The sequence below is a fragment of the Pseudomonas sp. FFPRI_1 genome, from assembly GCF_055384485.1.
The window spans coordinates 1,151,080-1,169,564 of record NZ_AP029168.1 but is presented as its reverse complement, the minus strand read 5'-3'; the positions used below and the strand labels follow the sequence as shown (position 1 = coordinate 1,169,564).

Below are 18,485 nucleotides of genomic sequence, written 5' to 3'. Positions count from 1 at the left end.
GATGTTCAAACCAAGTGAAACTAATTTTCGTAACGAGGCAGGCGATGTCGCAAACAGCTAAGAAACCGCTCGGCTTATGAAAATCGGTAGGGCGTATTTTCATCCACGGCCGCCCAAGGGCGGCCGATCCCATAGCCTTCAGTCGTGCTGTACCCGGGCACGCTTGAGCAACGTTTTGCAGCGCTCCGACAGGTGCAGCACCCGCAGTTGCTTGCCAGCCTTGGCGTAGCGCTCACGCAGGGTCTTCAGGGCGGCGATGGCCGAGTAGTCGACAAAGCTCAGGTGCCGGCAGTCGACGGTTACCCGTTGCGGGTCGCCGGCCGGGTCGAACTGGTTGAGAAACGCCGTGGTGGAGGCAAAGAACAGGGTGCCGTGCAGCAGATAGTGCTTACTGCCGTTGGCCTCCAGGTGGCTGTCGGCGTACAGCTCCCGCGCCTGCTGCCAGGCGAAGTTGAGGGCGGCGATGACGATGCCGCAGAGCACCGCGGTGGCCAGGTCGGTGAACACGGTGATCGCGGTGACCGCCAGGATCACCAGCACATCGCTGCGCGGCACCTTGTTGATCACCCGCAAGGACGCCCAGGCGAAGGTCTGCTGGGAGACCACGAACATCACCCCCACCAGCGCCGCCAGGGGAATGTGCTCGATCAGCGGCGACAGGAACAGGACGAACAGCAGGATCAGCCCACCGGCCACCACTCCCGACAAACGCCCACGGCCGCCGGAACTGAGGTTGATCACGGTCTGGCCGATCATCGCGCAGCCGCCCATGCCGCCAAAGGCGCCCGAGACCATGTTGGCCGCGCCCAGGGCCACGCATTCGCGGTCCGGGTAGCCACGGCGCTCGGTGATCTCATCGGTGAGGTTGAGGGTCAGCAGGGTTTCCAGCAGGCCAACCATCGCCATCAGGAACGCATAGGGAGCGATGATGCCGAGGGTTTCCAGGGTCCAGGGCAGGTCCGGCAGGGACAAGCTTGGCAGCCCACCGGCGATATGGGCCATGTCCCCCAGGATGCGGGTCGGCAGGCCCAGCAGGTACACCAGCAGGCCCACCCCGAGGATCGCCACCAAGGCCGGTGGCACCGCCCGGGTCAGCCGCGGCAACAGATAGACGATGGCCATGGTCAGCAACACCAGGCCACCCATCAGGTACAGCGGCTGGCCGCTGAGCCAGTGCTCGCCACTCTTGAAATGCTTCAGCTGGGCCAAGGCAATGATAATCGCCAGGCCGTTGACGAAGCCCAGCATCACCGGGTGCGGCACCATGCGCACCAGTTTGCCCAGGCACAACAGGCCAAAGGCGACCATGATCAGCCCCCCCAGCAATACGGTAGCCAGCAAGTACTGCACCCCGTGCTGCACCACCAGGGCGACGATCACCACCGCCATCGAGCCGGCGGCCCCGGAAATCATCCCCGGGCGGCCACCGAACAGGGCGGTCAGGGTGCAGATGAAGAAGGCGCCGTACAGGCCCATCAGCGGATTGAGGTGGGCTACCAGGGCAAAGGCGATGCACTCGGGAAGCAAGGCGAAGGAGGTGGTGAGCCCGGCCAGGACATCGGCTCGCAGACGTTTTGCGTTCATGAGTGACCTACTACGCGGACCGGCAGGAGCGGTCGCAGGGGATGGCAAAAAAACAGGCGGCGCATGGTACGGAATCGGGCTGGTGACGGCCAGTGTCGACTGATGGAGGGTTGTGGAAGCGCGGGCTGGGTAAACGTCGGGGGGAGGTAAATGGCGGCGTGCGGGCCAGATCGGTTTAGGGAGTGCCATGCACTCCGGCAGGAGCAAGCTCCCTCGCCACGCAAGAATCTGGGCGAGGGGCTGCTGTGTGCTGCGTCAGAAGCTTACTTGACCACTTGGCCGACACCCCGACCGCGAGGGTCGGAAGCGGTTTCCAGCTGCGTGCCGTTGACTCGGATCGCCTGGATATCGCCCATTTCCCAGCCCTGGTCTTCCAGGGTGTAGCCCATGGTTTTCAACTGGTCGGCGACTTTGCCGGTGAGCGGCGCGTAGGCGTCGTAGTAAATCGTGTCCTTGGGCAGCAACTGATGGTGCACGCGCTGCGCGGCCACGGCCTTTTCCAGAGGCAACTGGTAGTCGTAGAGGTTGTTCAGCACCTGGAAGATCGAGGTGAAGATCCGCGAACCACCCGGCGTACCCAGCACCAGGGTGACCTTGCCGTCACGGGTGACCAGGCTCGGGCTCATGGACGACAGCATGCGCTTGCCCGGGGCGATGGCATTGGCGTCCCCGCCCACCACGCCAAAGGCATTGGCCACGCCGGGCTTGGCGCTGAAGTCGTCCATCTCGTCGTTGAGCAGGAAGCCCGCCCCCTTGACCACCACGCCACTGCCGTAGTCCCAATTCAGGGTGTAGGTGTTGCTCACGGCGTTGCCTTGGGCATCGACGATGGAAAAGTGGGTGGTCTGGTGCCGCTCAAGCCCCGGGCGCACATTTTCGGTGGGCGAGATGGCATTCGGATTGACCTCGGCGGCGCGTTTTTTCAGGTACGCGGGGTCGGTCAGTTGCTGGACCGGCACTTCGGAAAACGCCGGATCGCCCAGGTAGTCGGCGCGGTCGGCGAACACGCGCTTTTCGATTTCCGCCAGCAGGTGGATGTACTTGGCCGAGTTCAGCTCAACGCCCTTGAAGTCGGCGGCGCGCGCTTCCTTGATGCTGATCAACTGCGCCAGGGCGACCCCGCCGGAGCTGGGCGGCGGCGCGGTGTACAGGGTGTTGCCACGGAATGTCACCTGCAGCGGCTGGCGCCACTGGACCTTGTAGTCCTGCAGGTCCTGCTTGGTGATCAGGCCCTTGTCGGCCTGCATCTGGGCCACCAGCAGGTCGGCGGTCTTGCCGCTGTAGAACTCCTTGGCGCCCTGGTCGGCGATGCGCTCCAGGGTCGCCGCCAACTCGGGCTGGCGGAAGGTTTCGCCGGGCTTCATGCTGCCGAAGTAGTCACCGAAGTTGGTGGTGCCGTTGAACAGCTTCAGCGCATCTTCGCGGTACTGGTACTGCTTGTCGGCGACCTTGAAACCGTTCTTCGCATAACCCACCGCCGGGGTGATCAACTCACTCCACGGCAGCTTGCCGAACTTCTGGTGAGCCTCCCACAGGCCCATCACCGTACCCGGCACGCCGGCGGCGCGAGCGCCCACCAGGCTCAGGTTCTCGATCACCTCGCCCTTCTCGTTCAGGTACATGTCGCGGGTCGCGGCCTTGGGCGCGGTTTCCCGGTAGTCGAGGAAGTACGGCTTGCCGTCGATGAACATGGTCATGAAACCGCCACCGCCGATATTCCCGGCCTCGGGGTAGGTCACGGCCAGGGCGAAAGCCGTGGCCACTGCGGCGTCCACCGCATTGCCGCCTTTCTTGAGGATCTGCGCCGCGACCTCGGCGCCGTACTGGTTGGGTGCCGCCACCGCCCCGCCTTCCAGGGTCACGGCGAAGGCCGAACTGCTGGCGGCGATGGCGGCCGTCAGGGCCAGGGTCTTGAATAACAGGATGCGCATGAGGTCCTTCCTTTTCTTGTTATTGAACGGCAAGAACATAGGCCCGGAACCTGGGTTTGAGCAATCACCAAACGCAGTACACCCGTCCCAACCCACCAACATGGATGACCGTAGGAGCTGGCTTGCCAGCGAAAGCGATTTCGGGACTTGCGCAAAACCCGAGGGCCTCTTCGCCGGCAAGCCGGCTCCTACGAGGGATTGGTTGCCAGAGGGATCCGCTGCATGCGGCCACCGAAACCGTAGGAGCTGGCTTGCCAGCGAAGGCGATCTCGGGACTTGCGCAAAACTCGAGGGCCTCTTCGCCGGCAAGCCGGCTCCTACAAGACATCGGTTGCCAGAGGGATCCGCTGCGGGCGGCCACCGTAGGAGCTGGCTTGCCAGCGAAGGCGATTTCTGGATTTGTGCAAAACTCGGGGGCCTCTTCGCCGGCAAGCCGGCTCCTACAAGGCATCGGTTGCCAGAGGGGGCCGCGGCCGGCGGGGACCGGGGTCTTCAGCCCTGGAACTCGGGGCTGGCGTAGTCCGCCAGCTTGGCCTGGATGAAATCCAGGAAGCACTGGATGCGCAGGGCCAGTTGCGAGTTGCGGTAGTACACCGCGTTGATCGGTTGGCGATAGCCGCTGTTGAACGAGGCCAGCAGCGGTTGCAGGCGCCCGGCACGAATGTCGTCGACAGTCATGAAATGCGACAGGCAGGCAATGCCCTGCCCTTCCAGCGCCAGGTGACGCAGGGTTTCGCCACTGGACGCGCTGATGCCCGGCTGGATCTGCCAGCGATCACCATGCACATGCCGCAACGGCCAATGGTTGAGCGTCTCGGTCTGGGTGAACCCCAGCAGGGTGTGGCCAGCCAGTTCCGCCACGCTGTGCGGCGTGCCATGGCGGGCCAGGTAGGCCGGGCTGGCCAGGATATGCAGGGGGCTGCAACCCAGGGAGCGGGCGTGCAGGGTCGAGTCCGCCAGCACACCAATGCGGATCGCGATGTCGGTGCTCTGCTCCAGCAGGTCGATGATCAGGTCGTTGCTGTTGAGTTCCAGCTGGATATCCGGGTACAGGCTGCGGAACTCGGCCACGTAGGGAACGATGGCATGCAGCATGAAGGGCGACGCCGCGTTGATTCGCAGGCGGCCCGCGGGGTTGCGCTGGCGCGAGGACAAGCGCTCTTCCAGTTCGTCCATCTGGTCGAGGATCAGCTTGGCCTGCTCGAAGAAATAGCGCCCCTCTTCAGTCAGGTCCATGCGCCGCGTGGTGCGGTTGATCAGCGTGGTGTCGAGCTTGGCTTCAAGCCGCGACAAGGTGCGGCTGACGGCCGAAGGGGTCTGGGCCAACTGCTCGGCGGCGGCGGAGATCGAACCGCACTCGATGACGCAGACAAAGACCTGCAGTTCGTCGGATCTGGCTTTCACATGAGTCCTCTCATCAGCGGTGCATGGCTGTGGCGTGGGCGCTGCGCCCAAACCTGCCGGCACGCTGTCCGCGGCCGGACAGCTCTGCAGGCAACGCGGCTGACGCGAGGCGGGAGCCATCCCGCGCTCTGGCCACACCTGGTTTGAAGGCACTCAATAGTAGCCGGATTCAGCCCTTGAGATTGAACACCGCCTTCAGGTGTTCCTCGTAACGCTGCACATCGCCCTCGATGTTCGGGCGTTTCATCACGTCGACACAGAGGAAGGTCGGCAGACCGGTCATGCCGAGGAACTGGTTGGCCTTGTGGAAGGGGAAGTACACCGCGTCCACGCCCTTGGCCTCGAAGAAGTCGCTGGGGTCGTCGAACGCTTGCTGCGGGGCATTCCAGGTCAGCGAGAGCATGTAATGCTTGCCCTGGATCAGGCCGCCGCTGCCGTACTTCTGCGAGGCGTCGGAACGGGTCCGGCCGTCGCTGGCGTAGAGGCTGCCATGGCCTTCGGTGAAGACTTCGTCGATGTACTTCTTGACGATCCACGGGGCGCCCATCCACCAGCCGGGCATCTGGTAGATGATCACGTCGGCCCAGAGGAACTTGGCCACTTCTTCCTTGATGTCATAACCCTCATCGATAGAGGTGACCTTGACCTCCACGCCGCCACGGTCGAATACCGCCAGGGCGGTGTCATGCAGGGTGGCGTTGTAGCGGCCATCGGAGTGGGCGAACTGTTTCGCGCCATTGAGCAGCAATACTTTTTTCATGATCCAGCCTCATCGGGTAGGACCTGCCGGCACCCAGGCCTTGGCGGGTCGCAAAGATTGAAAACGATGGCGGCAGGTTAACGATGGACGGCCTCGGGAATAAGCCCGGGTTGTTCAAAATACATTTGACTCAAACGCACGAATCGACCACGGATTGTTGCCTTAGAATTTTCGCCTCTTATTGCCACCACGAGCATTCGCCCCATGACCACGCCCCAGGCCTTCATCCTCCACGCCAAGACCCGCCCCGAGCGCGCCGAAGCCTTCGAAGCGTTCTTTCTCGGCCATGTGGCTGCCAGCCGCGCCGAAGCCGGTTGCATCGAATACCACATGCTGCGCGACCGCCAGGACCCGAGCCGGTTCATCTTCTATGAGGTCTGGGCCTCCCAGGCTGCCCTGGACCAGCACTCCAGCCTGCCGCACATGCGGCAGTTCCTCGACTCCCGCATGGACTACCTGGAGCAGGACTTCGAGATCCGCCAGATCGACATGCTCAGCCCTTCTGCGCCTAGCCGCTGATCAGCAAGTGCCCGCCCAGCAGGCCCAGGCCGACAAAGAACACCCGCTTGAACAGCAGGGCGCTGATGCGCTGGCGCAGCCATTGCCCCAGCCACATGCCCAGCAGCGCCGGGGCCAGGGTCAGCAGTGAAGCCCCCAGCTCGGCCCCGCCCAGGGCGCCGCGCCACAGCAGGCCGGCCGCCAGGGCCAGGGTCGAGACGGTGAACGACAGCCCCAGGGCCTGCACCAGCTGATCCCTGTTCAGGCCCAGGGCCTGCAGGTAGGGCACCGCCGGGATCACGAAGACGCCGGTGGCCGAAGTGATCACCCCGGTAACCAGGCCGCACAGCGGCGCCAGCCAGCGTTCCCGGGACGGCGCCAGCCGCAGGGTCGGCAGCCACAGGCCGCTCAAGGCGTACAACAGCAACGCCGCCCCCAACGCCCGCACCACCCACTGCCCGCCCTCGATCCCCAGCCACAGGGAACCGGCGCCGGTGCCCACGAAAATCGCCAGCAGCATCGGCCACAGGCGCTTGAGCAAGGCTGGCAAATGCCCGCCAAAGGCCAGTTGCCAGAGGTTGGTCAGGGTCGCCGGGATAATCAGCAAGGCCGCAGCCTGCGCCGGCGCCATAGCCAGGCCCAGCAAGCCCATGGCAATGGTGGGCAGGCCAAGGCCGATCACGCCCTTGACCATGCCGGCCAGCAGGAAGGTGCCGATCACCAGCAGGGACAGGGCGGATCCTAGGTTCTGATAAAACGCGAGTGAGCTGTTCATGGGCCTATGCTGCACCCCGGGCGAGACCCTGAAAATCTGCCATATACTGAGCCAGCCTCTTGCACAGCAATAGGCTCATACGAAAACCTGTTGCCCATAACCTCCGTAGGAGCTGGCTTGCCAGCGAAGGCGTTTCTAGGACCTGTGCAAAACTCCCGGGCCCCTTCGCCGGCAAGCCGGCTCCTACGGCAGACCATTCCCCGGGGGATGTCCCATGCACTTTGACCTGATCGACCTGCGGCTGTACCTGAACATTCTCGAGGCCGGCAACATCACCGCCGGGGCCGCTCGCAGCCACCTGTCCCTGGCCGCCGCCAGCGCACGGATCAGGGCCATGGAAGCGTCCCTGGGCATCGAGTTCCTCGAGCGCGGGCGTCGCGGCATCCGCCCGACCGCCGCCGGCAAGGCCCTGGCCCAGCACGCCCGGACCCTGCTGCGGTATGCCGAGCACCTGCAACAGGACCTCGGCGAATACGCCAAGGGGGTCAAGGGCCAGGTGCGCCTGCTGTGCAACACCACGGCCCTGAGCGAATACCTGCCGGAGTTGCTGGCGGACTTCCTGCAAGGCCACCCCCATGTGGATATCGAACTGCAGGAGCTGCCCAGCCAGCGCATCACCCACGCCTTGCGCCAGGGCGCGGCGGACCTGGGCATCGTGTCCGACGCGGTGGACACCCAGGGCCTGGCGACACGCGCCTTTCGCGACGATCCCCTGGTGCTGGCGATGCCTGCGGATCATCCCCTGAGTGCGCAGCCGGCACCGAGCTTCAACGACAGCCTGGCCCACGACTTTGTCGGCCTGGCCAGCCACAGCGCCCTGGCGGTGTACCTGGAAGAACAGGCGCTGCACCTGGGCCGGCGCATGCAACTGCGCATTCGTGCCGAAGGTTTCGACGCGGTGCTGCGCATGGTGGCCCGGGGGGCCGGGCTGGCGGTGGTGCCCCTGGCCGCCCTGCAGCGCCAGCCTGAGCTGGCGCTGCAGTCGCGCCCTTTGAGCGAGGCCTGGGCCCGGCGCCGGCTGCTGCTGTGCGCCCGTGACTTTGACAGCCTGCCGCTGTATGCCCAGGGCCTGTGCCGTGCATTGCTGGCGCCTTGACTCTCCCCCTAGGGGCAGACTTTAGCCTTGGACTTTATGTCCCAAGGACCAAGGCAATGAGCAAACGCATCCTGGTGATTCTCGGTCACCCTTCCCAACACAGCCTGTGCGCGGCGCTCAGCGAGCGCTATGTAGTGGCGGCGCAACAGCTCGGCCATGAGGTACGCCAGTTGAAACTCGGCGACCTGCGCTTCGACCCGGTGCTGCATGAGGGCTATCGGCAGGTCCAACCCCTGGAGAGCGACCTGCAGAAAGCCCAGGCCGACATTCTCTGGGCCGAGCATCTGGTCTGGGTTTTTCCTATCTGGTGGGGCGGGATTCCGGCGCTGCTGAAGGGTTTTCTCGACCGCGTGCTGCTGCCCGGCTTCGCCTTCAAGTACCGCCCCGGCAAGGCCTTTCCCGAGCAGTTGCTCAAGGGCCGCACCGCCCACCTGCTGGTGACCATGGACACCCCGCCCTGGTACTACCGGTGGTTCTACCGCATGCCCGGCCTGCAGCAGATGCGCCGCACCACCCTGGCCTTCTGCGGCATCCGCTCGCTGCGCACCCTGACCTTCGGCCCGGTGCTCGGCGCCAGCGAGGGACGCAAGGCGGACTGGCTGCTGCAGGCGCAACACCTTGCCCGGCTCTGAATCTGCCGGATAATGCCCGACGCCGCCCCTGACCGGCGACACAACTGCGGTACTGAAAAAGGAGCCTTCATGTACATCGGCCAAGCCGCGCATCTGTCCGGAACCACGATCAAGAGCATCCGCCACTACGAAGCCATCGGCCTGCTGCCGGCCCCACAGCGCCAGGGTCGCTACCGGCTCTATGACCAGCAGAGCGTCGAGCAGTTGCTGTTCATCAAGTGCGCGCAGCAGCTGGGTTTCAAGCTCAGGGAGTTGCAGCAAGTGTTCGCCACTCATCAGGGACAGGGATTTCCCTGGGACCTGGCCCAAGCCGCCGTGGCAGCAAAAAGGCACGAGCTGAACCTGCAGATCAGTGCCCTGCAGCAGTTGCAGGCACGGCTCGGCAGCTTCGAAGCCGACCTCCAGCAGGCCCGCGAGGAGTGCCCCCTGGGCAGCCTGTAGGGCTGCCCGGGAAGCGGCGCATCAAACCTCGGAAAGCGCGGCGACCGCCCTGGGCTTCCTGAAGCACAGGTAATAGACCAGGGTCAGCAACAGCAGGAACGGCACCCCGAACACCAGGGTCATCTTGAACGCCTCGGTGAAGAAGGTGGTGATCATCACCGCCCCCATCAGCACCAGCCCCAGCAACGTGCTGTAGGGAAACAGGCGCATGCGGAACGACAACTGCTGCTCGCCGTGGCGCTGGTGATAGCGGCGGAAGCAGTAGTGGGTGAGGAAGATCATGAACCAGGTGAAGATCGCCCCGAACATCGAGATCGCCATCATCAGGGCAAAAGAGCTTTCCGGGTACAGCACGTTGATCAGGGTCGCCAGGGCGATGCCGGAGCTGGACAGCAGCAGGGCATTGAGCGGGATCCCGCTCTTGCTCAGGGCGCCCATGGACTTGGGCGCATAACCGCCGCGGGACAGGCTGAACATCATCCGCGTGGTGATGTAGAGCTGGCTGTTCATCGCCGACAAGGCGGCAATCAGGATCACGAAGTTCATCACCCCGGTGGCCCCGGGAATGCCGATGGTCTGCATCACCGTGACGAACGGGCTCTGGGCCTTGCCCGCCTGGACCCAGGGCACGATGGCCAGCATCAGCGCCAGGGTCAGCAGGTAGAACACCACCAGGCGCACGATGGTGGCGCGAAACGCCTGTTTCACCGCCCGTTGCGGATCCTCGGCCTCGCCGGCCGCCACCGCGATCATCTCCACGCTCAGGTAGCTGAAGATCGACACGATCACGGCAATCCACATGCCCTGCAGACCATTGGGGAAGAAGCCGCCGTGGGCCCTGTAGTTGTGCACCCCGTAGTCGGGGTTGCCGGAGCCGAACACCACGTACACCGCCAGCAGGATGAAGCCGACGATGGCGGCGATCTTGATGGTGGAAAACCAGTATTCGAAGTTGCCGAAGGTCTTCACGCTGATGGCGTTGAGGAGGATCAGCATGCTGGAGAACGAAATGATCCACACCCATTCCGGGACGTTGGCGAACCAGTACTTCATGTACATGGCAATGGCCGTGACCTCGGCGCCCACCGCCAGCACGATGGCCGCCCAGTAGGCATAGCGCACCAGGAAACCGGCCAGGGGGCTGATGTAGAACTCGGCGTAGGCGCCGAAGGAGCCGGAAGTGGAATGGGCCACGGTCATCTCTGCCAGGCAGCCCATCAGCAGCAGGGTGATCAGGGCGCCGATGGCGTAGCTCAGCAGCACGCTGGGCCCGGCGTAGCCGATCGCGTAGGCGCTGCCCATGAACAGCCCGGTGCCGATTGCCCCGCCGATGGCGATCATGCTCATCTGGCCTGCGGTGAGCTGGCGCCTGAGGCCCTGCTCACGATTGGAAATCGCTTCGAAACCCTTGTTGGTGGTGGTCAAGTTCAGTGCCTCTTTATTGTTGTGTGCACGCGTCGTTCGAGGTGGCGGCATGTCCTTGCGCCGCGCCTGGCGGGTTGTTGCCGTCCATCAGCCGCCACCGGCGGCTGGATGGTCCGGCGGCGTCTCAGGTCACGCTGTGGCGCACCTGGAACTGCGCCTGGGCCCAGGTTTCTTGATCCAGGATTTCACCGAGGATCTGCACCGCGTCCCAGACCTCGCTGAAGCGGGTGTACAGCGGGGTGAAGCCAAAACGCATGATCCGCGGCTCGCGGTAGTCGCCGATCACGCCCCGGGCGATCAGGGCCTGGATCACCGCGTAGCCCTCGGGGTGTTCGAAGCTCACATGGCTGCCGCGTTTGGCGTGATCGCGGGGCGTGACCAGCTTCAGGTCGTGACCGGCACAGCGCTGTTCCACCAGCTCGATGAACAGGTCGGTGAGGGCCAGGGACTTGCGGCGCAGGCTCTGCATGTCGGTCTGTTCGAAGATTTCCAGGCCGCACTCGACCATCGCCAGGGAGGTGATCGGCTGAGTGCCGCACAGGTAGCGGGCGATGCCGCTGCTGGGCTCATAGCGGGTGGCCATGTCGAACTGCCGGGCATGGCCGAACCAGCCGGACAGCGGCTGGGTGACCAGGTCGCAAAGCGCCGGCGCGACCCAGGCGAAGGCCTGGGAGCCGGGGCCGCCATTGAGGTATTTGTAGGTGCAGCCGATGGCGTAGTCGGCCCCGGAGTCGTTGAGCGCCACCGGCACCGCGCCGGCGGAGTGGGCCAGGTCCCAGATGCTCAGGGCACCGGCTTCATGGATCAGCCCGGTCAGCGCCTGCATGTCGTGCATGTAGCCGGTCTTGTAGTTGACGTGGGTCAGCAGGACCACCGCGGTGTCCTGGTCGATGGCCGCCGGAATCTGCTCCGGGCTGTCCACCAGGCGCAGGGAATAGCCGCGCTGCAACAGCTGCGTCAGGCCTTCGACGATGTACAGGTCGGTCGGGAAGTTGCTGCTTTCAGAAACGATCACCCGGCGCTGCGGGGCGCGCTCGGCCTGCACCTGCACCGCGGCGCTAAGGACCTTGAACAGGTTGATCGAGGTGGTGTCGGTGATCACCACTTCGCCGGCCCCGGCTCCGATCAGCGGCGCCAGGCGATCTCCCAGGCGCTGGGGCAGGTCACGCCAGCCGGCGCTGTTCCAACTGCGGATCAGGCCATCGCCCCACTCCTGCTCGATCACTTGCCGGGCCCGCTCCAGGGAAGCCAGGGGCCGAGCGCCGAGAGAGTTGCCATCGAGGTAGATCACCCCGTCGGGCAGGGCAAACTGTTGGCGCAACGGCGCCAGGGGGTCCTGTTCATCGAGCGTCAGGCAGTGGTTTTTATTGATCATTGGAGGTCCTGTCTTGGTCAATGTCATGCCCGCCTTGCAGGGGGTGGGCACGGGGTCTGGGCAACCCGAAAACTCAGGAAATAATGAACGAAGCCGTAGAGAATTTTCGTGCAAAGTGCGGCGCGTTCCCGTACTAATCTCGAATAAAATTCTAATCCTCCAATAAAAAACGCGGATTTATGCCAGCCATGACCCTCGACTCCACCGACCTGCGCCTCCTGCACTTTTTGCAACAGGACGGGCGCATCAGCAACCAGGAACTGGCGGAAAAGGTCGCCCTCTCGCCGTCGGCCTGCCTGCGTCGGCTGCGCATGCTCGAAGCCGAGGGGATCATCAGCGGCTACCGCGCCCAGCTCAACGCCGAGCGCCTGGGCATCGAACTGGAAGCCATCGTCCATGTGTCCCTGCGCCAGGACGTGGAAGGCTGGCACGAGACCTTCATCAGCAAGGTCCAGCAGTGGCCGGAAGTGGTGGCCGCCTACGTGATCACCGGTGCCAGCAACTACGTGCTGCGGATCCAGGCACGCAACCTCAAGCACTTCTCGGATTTCATCGTCAATCACCTGAACCGCGCCAGCGGGGTCACCGACATCCGCTCGGAAATCGTCCTGCAGAAGATCAAGGAACAGGACGGCCTGCTGGACCTGGTGCTGCGCAAGTAGCCACTGCGCCTGCGGCCTAGAAACCCGCCGGGCGTCGTGCCGGATGGCGCTGGGCGGTGGCGCTCGGCGCTTCGTCGAAGAGCTTGCGGTACTCGGCGGAAAACCGTCCCAGGTGGGTGAAGCCCCAGCCCAGGGCGATCTCGGAGATGCTGCGGGCCGCGCCCTGTTCGAGAATCTCCTGGCGCGCGCCGTTCAACCGATGGCGCTTGAGATAGGCCATGGGCGACAGGGCGAAATACTTGCGAAACGCCTCGAACAACTTGAAGCGCGAAACCCCGGCGGCGGCCTCCAGGTCCTCCAGGTGCAAGGCCTCGCGAGCGTGCTCATGCAGGTACTGGCGGGCCCGCACCAGGTAATGGGGCAGCTTGACCCCGAGCATCGTGCGCAATTCTTCGGAGTAGTTGTTGGGCTGGGCCAGGATCAGGCCCTTGATCAGCGAGCTTTCGATTTCCCGGGTAAAGGCCAGTTGCTCATACAGCTCGTTGCCCTGGGCCAGTTCGCCAATGAAGTGCTGGGCCATGCGCCACCAGGCGGCGGCCGCACCGTGCAACGCATCCATCCCGGGCTCGAAGCGCAGCGGCTGTTGCACCGGGCGCTGCAGCAGGGCCTCCAGGGCCTCGCCCATGGCCGGCCGGGAAATCACCACCTGGAGCTTGCGGCAATCACCGGAAATGGCCAGCACCTGGCTTTCGTTGGGGGCGATGATCACCCCCAGGTCGCGGTCCGAACGCAGCCGGCGCCCGTCCTTGTTCAGTTCCTGCTCGCCACACAACGGCAGGCTCAGGCTGTAGCTGCTGAAGCGTTCGGGGTCTTCGATGTCCACCCGGACATCGGTGCCGTACTCGATGATGCCCAGGGTCGTGGAGCGGGACCTGAGCACATTGGCACTGTGGTGGAAACGGATCCGCTCCGGGTTCGAGGTCACCAGGCGGTGAGGCCCGCAAATGCCCGCCATCCAACTGCGAGCCCCTTCCAGGTCATAGCGATCGATACGAATTTCGCGCAACAGCCCATCAGCCTTGCTATTCATCACGGCGCACCCACGGCAATTTTTATTCAGCGCGCTCTGACGGCGCGTCCGGTGTGACAGGGCAAGTTTTGCGCCAGCCGGCGATGCTGCCAACCCAGTGGATAGCAATCGCCGACTAAGTGGATAACCAGGCCCTGTCGTCCTCACTGGCTGTGCTCACACTAGCCCATCAGCGCACCGCCGTGCAGCCACCGCTGAGCCGCCCGCCCGATTCTGGGTAGATGCTACCCAACGCCGCCCTTTCCCTGCGGGGCCGCTCCCCCGGCAATTTTATGGATGGCCTTGGCCGACTAAGCGGATAGCCACCCAAGGCCTCCACTCTCTCTAATGAATGCACCCGACTGGCCTGAACAAGAAAGGTACCGACCCATGAGTGGTGCAAGAAACCTCGAACAATGGAAAAGCTTCATCGACAGCTGCCTGGACTTTCGCCCCGCCGAGGGCGTGTTCCGCATCGCCCGGGAGATGTTCACCGAACCCGAGCTGTTCGACCTGGAGATGGAGCTGATCTTCGAAAAGAACTGGATCTACGCCTGTCACGAAAGCGAGCTGGCGAACCCTCACGACTTCATCACCCTGCGCGCCGGGCGCCAGCCGATGATCATCACCCGCGACGGCGAGGGCCGGCTCAACGCCCTGATCAATGCCTGCCAGCACCGCGGTACCACCCTGACCCGGGTCGGCAAGGGCAACCAGTCGACCTTCACCTGCCCCTTCCACGCCTGGTGCTACAAGAGCGACGGGCGCCTGGTGAAGGTCAAGGCTCCCGGGGAATACGACGAGGGTTTCGACAAGGCGACCCGCGGCCTGAAGAAGGCACGCATCGAGAGCTACAAGGGCTTTGTGTTCATCAGCCTGGACGTGGCCGCCGACAACTCCCTGGAAGACTTCCTCGGCGATGCCAAGGTGTTCTTCGACATGATGAACGCCCAGTCCCCCAGCGGTGAACTGGAGGTGCTGCCGGGCAAGTCCGCCTACACCTACGACGGCAACTGGAAGCTGCAGAACGAGAACGGCCTGGACGGTTATCACGTCAGCACCGTGCACTACAACTACGTGGCCACGGTGCAACACCGCCAGCAGGTCAACAGCGACGCCGGCACCGGCAGCAGCGCGACCCTGGACTACAGCAAGCTCGGCGCCGGCGACGCCAACACCGACGACGGCTGGTTCGCCTTCGAGAACGGCCACAGCGTGCTGTTCAGCGAGATGCCCAACCCGGCGGTGCGCTCCGGCTACGCCAGCATCATGCCGCGCCTGGTGGAGGAATACGGCCAGCCCAGGGCCGAGTGGATGATGCACCGCCTACGCAACCTGAACATCTACCCGAGCCTGTTCTTCCTCGACCAGATCAGCTCGCAGCTGCGGATCATCCGCCCCATCGCCTGGAACAAGACCGAAATCATCAGCCAGTGCATCGGGGTCAAGGGCGAGAGCGACGCCGACCGGGAAAACCGCATCCGCCAGTTCGAGGACTTCTTCAACGTTTCCGGCATGGGCACACCCGACGACCTGGTGGAGTTTCGCGAAGCCCAGCGCGGCTTCCAGGGGCGCCTGGAGCGCTGGAGCGATATCTCCCGCGGCCAGCACCGCTGGGTTACCGGCCCCACCGCCAACAGCGAAAACCTGGGCATCCAGCCGGCCATGACCGGCACCGAGATCACCCACGAGGGGCTGTACGTCAACCAGCACCAGAACTGGCAGAAATTCCTCCTCGAGGGCCTGCAGCGCCAGCCCCTGAAACTGCGTGAGGTATGAGCATGAATGCGCAATTGCAGTACCAGATCGAGCAATTCTTCTACCGCAAGTCCGAGCTGTGCGATGCCCAGGACTGGGACGCCTACCTGGCGCTGTTCGCCGTGGACAGCGAGTTCCACCTGCCGCAATGGGACTCCGAGCACGTCTACACCCAGGACCCGAAACGCGAGATGTCACTGATCTACTACGCCAACCGCTCAGGCCTGGAGGACCGGGTGTTCCGCCTGCGCACCGGCAAGGCGGCCTCGACCATCCCGATGCCGCGCACCCTGCACCTGGTGAACAACCTGCGGATCACCGAGGGCGAGCACGGCCACCTGCAGGTGCGCCTGAACTGGCACACGCTGTTCTATCGCCTGGCCACTTCCGAAGACTTCTACGGCCACGCCACCTACGACCTCAAGCCCCACGGCGACAGCTGGCTGATCCAGCGCAAGCATGTGCTGCTGCTCAACGACACGATCAACTCGGTGCTCGATTTCTACCACCTCTGAACCACGGGGATTCACCCATGACGCACAAGGTCGCGTTCAGCTTTGCCGACGGCAAGACCCTGTTCTTCCCGGTGCAAGCCAATGAAATACTGCTCGACGCCGCCCTGCGCAACGGCATCAAGATCCCCCTGGACTGCCGCGAAGGGGTCTGCGGCACGTGCCAGGGCCGCTGCGAGTCGGGCCAGTACAGCCAGGACTATGTGGACGAGGAAGCCTTGTCCGCCCAGGACCTGGAGCAGCGCAAGATGCTCAGTTGCCAGACTCGGGTGCAGTCGGATGCGGCGTTCTATTTCGATTTCGATTCCAGCCTGTGCCACAGCGCCGACCCGGTGCAGTTGCAGGGCTCGGTGATCGACGTGCGCCAGGTGTCGGACAGCACCGCGATCCTGCACCTGGACCTGGGCAGCCGTCAGGCGCCACTGGATTTCCTCCCGGGCCAGTACGCCCGCCTGAGCATCCCCGGCACCAGCAGCAGCCGCGCCTACTCCTTCGCCAACCGGCCGGCAGCGGACAATCAGTTGCAGTTCCTGATCCGCCTGCTGCCCGACGGGGTGATGAGCAACTACATCCGCGAGCGTTGCCAGGTGGGCGACGTCATCGAGCTGGAAGCGCCCCTGGGCGCCTTCTATCTGCGCCAGATCAGCCGCCCGCTGATCCTGGTGGCCGGCGGCACCGGGCTGTCCGCCCTGCTGGCGATGCTCGAACAGATCGTCGAGCAGGACTGCCGGCAACCGGTGCACCTGTACTACGGCGTGCGCAGCAGCCGCGACCTGTGCGAACTGCAACGCATCCAGGCTTACGGCGAGCGCCTGCCGGCGTTCCGCTTCACCCCGGTGGTCAGCGATGCTGACCCGGAATGGCCGGGCAAGCGCGGCTACATCAACGAGCACTTCGACAGCAGCGAGTTGCGCGATACCGACACCGACCTGTATGTCTGCGGGCCGCCGCCGATGGTCGATTCAATCCGGATCTGGCTGCAAGAACAGCAACTTAACCGCGTTCAGCTGTATTACGAGCGGTTCACCGAGAGTAATATCTGATCCCGTCAACCTATGGCCGCGACCGGTCCCGCAAACGACGGGATCGCTCCTGATAACAACTAGAAGAGAGCGCAATTAGTGGATCAAACCTTGAAGCAGGGTGAACTCAAGCGTGGCTTGAAGAATCGCCATATTCAGTTGATTGCCCTGGGCGGGGCGATCGGCACCGGACTCTTCCTCGGCTCGGCCGGGGTGCTCAAATCCGCCGGCCCCTCGATGATCCTCGGCTACGCGATTGCCGGTTTCATCGCCTTCCTGATCATGCGCCAGCTGGGAGAAATGATTGTCGAAGAGCCGGTGGCCGGTTCCTTCAGCCACTTCGCCCACAAGTACTGGGGCGGCTACTTCGGCTTCCTCGCCGGCTGGAACTACTGGGTGCTGTATGTCCTGGTGGGCATGGCCGAGCTCACCGCGGTGGGCAAGTACGTGCAGTTCTGGTGGCCGGAGATCCCCACCTGGGTCAGCGCCGCGGTGTTCTTCGTGCTGGTCAACCTGATCAACATGATGAACGTGAAGTTCTTCGGCGAGGCCGAGTTCTGGTTCGCCATCATCAAGGTGGTGGCCATCGTTGGCATGATCGTCCTCGGCTGCTACATGCTGTTCAGCGGCAGCGGCGGCTCCCAGGCCTCGGTCAGCAACCTCTGGTCCCACGGCGGCTTCTTCCCCAACGGCGGCAGCGGCCTGCTGATGGCCATGGCCTTCATCATGTTCTCCTTCGGTGGCCTGGAGCTGGTGGGCATCACTGCCGCCGAGGCCAGCGAGCCACGCAAGGTGATCCCCAAGGCCATCAACCAGGTGGTCTACCGGGTGCTGATCTTCTACGTCGGCGCCCTGGCCGTACTGCTCTCGCTGTACCCGTGGGACGACTTGCTGGTGAGCCTCAACGCCGGCGGCGACGCCTACAGCAGCAGCCCGTTCGTGAAAATCTTCTCGCTGATCGGCAGCGATGCGGCAGCGCAGATCCTCAACTTCGTGGTGCTGACCGCGGCGCTGTCGGTGTACAACAGCGGCGTGTACTGCAACAGCCGCATGCTCTACGGCCTGGCCGAACAGGGCGACGCGCCCAAAGCGCTGATGAAGCTCAACAAGCAGGGCGTGCCAGTCCTGGCCCTGGGCATCTCCGCACTGATCACCCTGCTCTGCGTGCTGGTCAACTACCTGGCGCCCCATGAGGCCCTGGAGTTGCTGTTCGCCCTGGTGGTGGCGGCGCTGATGATCAACTGGGCGCTGATCAGCCTGACCCACCTGCGCTTTCGCAAGGCCATGGCCGAGCAGGGCGTGGTCCCGGGGTTCAAGGCCTTCTGGTCGCCGTTGAGCAACTACCTGTGCCTGGCGTTCATGGTCATGATCGTCGGCGTGATGTGGATGATTCCCGGGATCCGCGCCTCGGTGTACGCAATCCCGGTGTGGGTCCTGGTGATTGGAGGCTTCTACCTCCTGAGCCGGTCGAAGAAGACGCAACAACCCGCCCTGCGCTAAACCAGCAGGTTCGCGCCAGCGCTCAAAGCCCGGCCTTTTCCAAGGCCGGGCTTTTTTGTCGGCGCCACTAAAGTGGTCTGCCAGAAAGTAGCAAGGCGGCC

The 18,485-nt window shown here is 64.1% G+C and carries 17 protein-coding genes; 9 read left to right on the top strand and 8 right to left on the bottom strand.

The window, feature by feature from the left end; all coding sequences use genetic code 11:
- Positions 1 to 138: 138 nt before the first annotated feature.
- The 4 genes from ACZ5BO_RS05160 to mdaB form a co-directional block, all read right to left on the bottom strand.
- Positions 139 to 1,584: a SulP family inorganic anion transporter gene (locus tag ACZ5BO_RS05160; protein ID WP_464698578.1), complete on the bottom strand. Its 1,446-nt coding sequence runs from the start codon at positions 1,582 to 1,584 to the stop codon at positions 139 to 141.
- 263 nt (positions 1,585 to 1,847) lie between these two features.
- Positions 1,848 to 3,515 (bottom strand): gamma-glutamyltransferase, encoded by a 1,668-nt coding sequence (ggt, locus tag ACZ5BO_RS05155; protein ID WP_025131477.1) that lies wholly within the window; start codon positions 3,513 to 3,515, stop codon positions 1,848 to 1,850.
- A gap of 492 nt (positions 3,516 to 4,007) precedes the next feature.
- Positions 4,008 to 4,919: a LysR family transcriptional regulator gene (locus ACZ5BO_RS05150; RefSeq protein ID WP_025131478.1), complete on the bottom strand. Its 912-nt coding sequence runs from the start codon at positions 4,917 to 4,919 to the stop codon at positions 4,008 to 4,010.
- 169 nt (positions 4,920 to 5,088) lie between these two features.
- Positions 5,089 to 5,679 carry an NADPH:quinone oxidoreductase MdaB gene (mdaB, locus tag ACZ5BO_RS05145; RefSeq protein ID WP_464698576.1) on the bottom strand — a complete coding sequence of 197 codons (591 nt, stop codon included), beginning with the start codon at positions 5,677 to 5,679 and terminating at the stop codon, positions 5,089 to 5,091.
- A gap of 204 nt (positions 5,680 to 5,883) precedes the next feature.
- On the opposite strand from mdaB, the gene ACZ5BO_RS05140 reads away from it, so the two are divergent.
- The gene (locus ACZ5BO_RS05140) at positions 5,884 to 6,198 is read left to right on the top strand and encodes a putative quinol monooxygenase (RefSeq protein WP_464698574.1); all 315 of its coding nucleotides are present in this window, start codon (positions 5,884 to 5,886) and stop codon (positions 6,196 to 6,198) included.
- On the opposite strand, the gene ACZ5BO_RS05135 is transcribed toward ACZ5BO_RS05140, so the two are convergent.
- Positions 6,188 to 6,952, bottom strand: a complete 765-nt coding sequence (locus ACZ5BO_RS05135; RefSeq protein ID WP_025131481.1) for a sulfite exporter TauE/SafE family protein — start codon at positions 6,950 to 6,952, stop codon at positions 6,188 to 6,190. The two genes, ACZ5BO_RS05140 and ACZ5BO_RS05135, sit on opposite strands and share 11 nt — an antisense overlap.
- Before the next feature lie 214 nt (positions 6,953 to 7,166).
- On the opposite strand from ACZ5BO_RS05135, the gene ACZ5BO_RS05130 reads away from it, so the two are divergent.
- The 3 genes from ACZ5BO_RS05130 to ACZ5BO_RS05120 all read left to right on the top strand — a co-directional run bounded on the left by ACZ5BO_RS05130 (position 7,167) and on the right by ACZ5BO_RS05120 (position 9,121).
- Complete coding sequence (locus tag ACZ5BO_RS05130) at positions 7,167 to 8,048, top strand: LysR substrate-binding domain-containing protein (protein ID WP_464698571.1); 882 nt, start codon at positions 7,167 to 7,169, stop codon at positions 8,046 to 8,048.
- A 56-nt stretch (positions 8,049 to 8,104) separates the two neighbouring features.
- Positions 8,105 to 8,680 (top strand): NAD(P)H-dependent oxidoreductase, encoded by a 576-nt coding sequence (locus ACZ5BO_RS05125; protein ID WP_025131483.1) that lies wholly within the window; start codon positions 8,105 to 8,107, stop codon positions 8,678 to 8,680.
- A 69-nt stretch (positions 8,681 to 8,749) separates the two neighbouring features.
- A complete protein-coding gene (locus ACZ5BO_RS05120) occupies positions 8,750 to 9,121 on the top strand; it encodes a MerR family transcriptional regulator (RefSeq protein WP_025131484.1) in 372 nt (123 codons plus the stop codon).
- Positions 9,122 to 9,142: 21 nt separating this feature from the next.
- Here the strand turns inward: ACZ5BO_RS05120 and ACZ5BO_RS05115 are convergent, their stop codons facing one another.
- Positions 9,143 to 10,597: an amino acid permease gene (locus ACZ5BO_RS05115; protein WP_464698569.1), complete on the bottom strand. Its 1,455-nt coding sequence runs from the start codon at positions 10,595 to 10,597 to the stop codon at positions 9,143 to 9,145.
- Between the two features lie 73 nt (positions 10,598 to 10,670).
- Positions 10,671 to 11,921, bottom strand: coding sequence for a kynureninase (gene kynU, locus ACZ5BO_RS05110; RefSeq protein WP_025131486.1), 1,251 nt, complete (start codon positions 11,919 to 11,921; stop codon positions 10,671 to 10,673).
- Between the two features lie 188 nt (positions 11,922 to 12,109).
- On the opposite strand from kynU, the gene ACZ5BO_RS05105 reads away from it, so the two are divergent.
- Complete coding sequence (locus ACZ5BO_RS05105) at positions 12,110 to 12,583, top strand: Lrp/AsnC family transcriptional regulator (RefSeq protein WP_025131487.1); 474 nt, start codon at positions 12,110 to 12,112, stop codon at positions 12,581 to 12,583.
- Between the two features lie 16 nt (positions 12,584 to 12,599).
- Here the strand turns inward: ACZ5BO_RS05105 and ACZ5BO_RS05100 are convergent, their stop codons facing one another.
- Positions 12,600 to 13,613 (bottom strand): AraC family transcriptional regulator, encoded by a 1,014-nt coding sequence (locus ACZ5BO_RS05100; protein WP_464698566.1) that lies wholly within the window; start codon positions 13,611 to 13,613, stop codon positions 12,600 to 12,602.
- A gap of 369 nt (positions 13,614 to 13,982) precedes the next feature.
- Here ACZ5BO_RS05100 and antA point away from each other — a divergent pair, with 369 nt between their 5' ends.
- The 4 genes from antA to ACZ5BO_RS05080 all read left to right on the top strand — a co-directional run bounded on the left by antA (position 13,983) and on the right by ACZ5BO_RS05080 (position 18,384).
- The gene (antA, locus tag ACZ5BO_RS05095) at positions 13,983 to 15,371 is read left to right on the top strand and encodes an anthranilate 1,2-dioxygenase large subunit (protein ID WP_025131489.1); all 1,389 of its coding nucleotides are present in this window, start codon (positions 13,983 to 13,985) and stop codon (positions 15,369 to 15,371) included.
- A gap of 2 nt (positions 15,372 to 15,373) precedes the next feature.
- Positions 15,374 to 15,865: an anthranilate 1,2-dioxygenase small subunit gene (gene antB / locus ACZ5BO_RS05090; RefSeq protein WP_025131490.1), complete on the top strand. Its 492-nt coding sequence runs from the start codon at positions 15,374 to 15,376 to the stop codon at positions 15,863 to 15,865.
- Positions 15,866 to 15,882: 17 nt separating this feature from the next.
- On the top strand, positions 15,883 to 16,905 hold the full coding sequence (gene antC / locus ACZ5BO_RS05085) for an anthranilate 1,2-dioxygenase electron transfer component AntC (protein WP_025131491.1): 1,023 nt from the start codon (positions 15,883 to 15,885) through the stop codon (positions 16,903 to 16,905).
- A 78-nt stretch (positions 16,906 to 16,983) separates the two neighbouring features.
- The gene (locus ACZ5BO_RS05080; protein WP_464698563.1) at positions 16,984 to 18,384 is read left to right on the top strand and encodes an amino acid permease; all 1,401 of its coding nucleotides are present in this window, start codon (positions 16,984 to 16,986) and stop codon (positions 18,382 to 18,384) included.
- Positions 18,385 to 18,485: the final 101 nt, after the last annotated feature.

Bases quoted from the DNA above. Each gene is read 5' to 3' on its own strand.
- ACZ5BO_RS05160 (WP_464698578.1), bottom strand. From the start codon at position 1,584: ATGAACGCAAAACGTCTGCGAGCCGATGTCCTGGCCGGGCTCACCACC.
- ggt (WP_025131477.1), bottom strand. From the start codon at position 3,515: ATGCGCATCCTGTTATTCAAGACCCTGGCCCTGACGGCCGCCATCGCC.
- mdaB (WP_464698576.1), bottom strand. From the start codon at position 5,679: ATGAAAAAAGTATTGCTGCTCAATGGCGCGAAACAGTTCGCCCACTCC.
- ACZ5BO_RS05140 (WP_464698574.1), top strand. From the start codon at position 5,884: ATGACCACGCCCCAGGCCTTCATCCTCCACGCCAAGACCCGCCCCGAG.
- ACZ5BO_RS05135 (WP_025131481.1), bottom strand. From the start codon at position 6,952: ATGAACAGCTCACTCGCGTTTTATCAGAACCTAGGATCCGCCCTGTCC.
- ACZ5BO_RS05130 (WP_464698571.1), top strand. From the start codon at position 7,167: ATGCACTTTGACCTGATCGACCTGCGGCTGTACCTGAACATTCTCGAG.
- ACZ5BO_RS05125 (WP_025131483.1), top strand. From the start codon at position 8,105: ATGAGCAAACGCATCCTGGTGATTCTCGGTCACCCTTCCCAACACAGC.
- ACZ5BO_RS05120 (WP_025131484.1), top strand. From the start codon at position 8,750: ATGTACATCGGCCAAGCCGCGCATCTGTCCGGAACCACGATCAAGAGC.
- ACZ5BO_RS05115 (WP_464698569.1), bottom strand. From the start codon at position 10,597: ATGCCGCCACCTCGAACGACGCGTGCACACAACAATAAAGAGGCACTG.
- kynU (WP_025131486.1), bottom strand. From the start codon at position 11,921: ATGATCAATAAAAACCACTGCCTGACGCTCGATGAACAGGACCCCCTG.
- ACZ5BO_RS05105 (WP_025131487.1), top strand. From the start codon at position 12,110: ATGACCCTCGACTCCACCGACCTGCGCCTCCTGCACTTTTTGCAACAG.
- ACZ5BO_RS05100 (WP_464698566.1), bottom strand. From the start codon at position 13,613: ATGAATAGCAAGGCTGATGGGCTGTTGCGCGAAATTCGTATCGATCGC.
- antA (WP_025131489.1), top strand. From the start codon at position 13,983: ATGAGTGGTGCAAGAAACCTCGAACAATGGAAAAGCTTCATCGACAGC.
- antB (WP_025131490.1), top strand. From the start codon at position 15,374: ATGAATGCGCAATTGCAGTACCAGATCGAGCAATTCTTCTACCGCAAG.
- antC (WP_025131491.1), top strand. From the start codon at position 15,883: ATGACGCACAAGGTCGCGTTCAGCTTTGCCGACGGCAAGACCCTGTTC.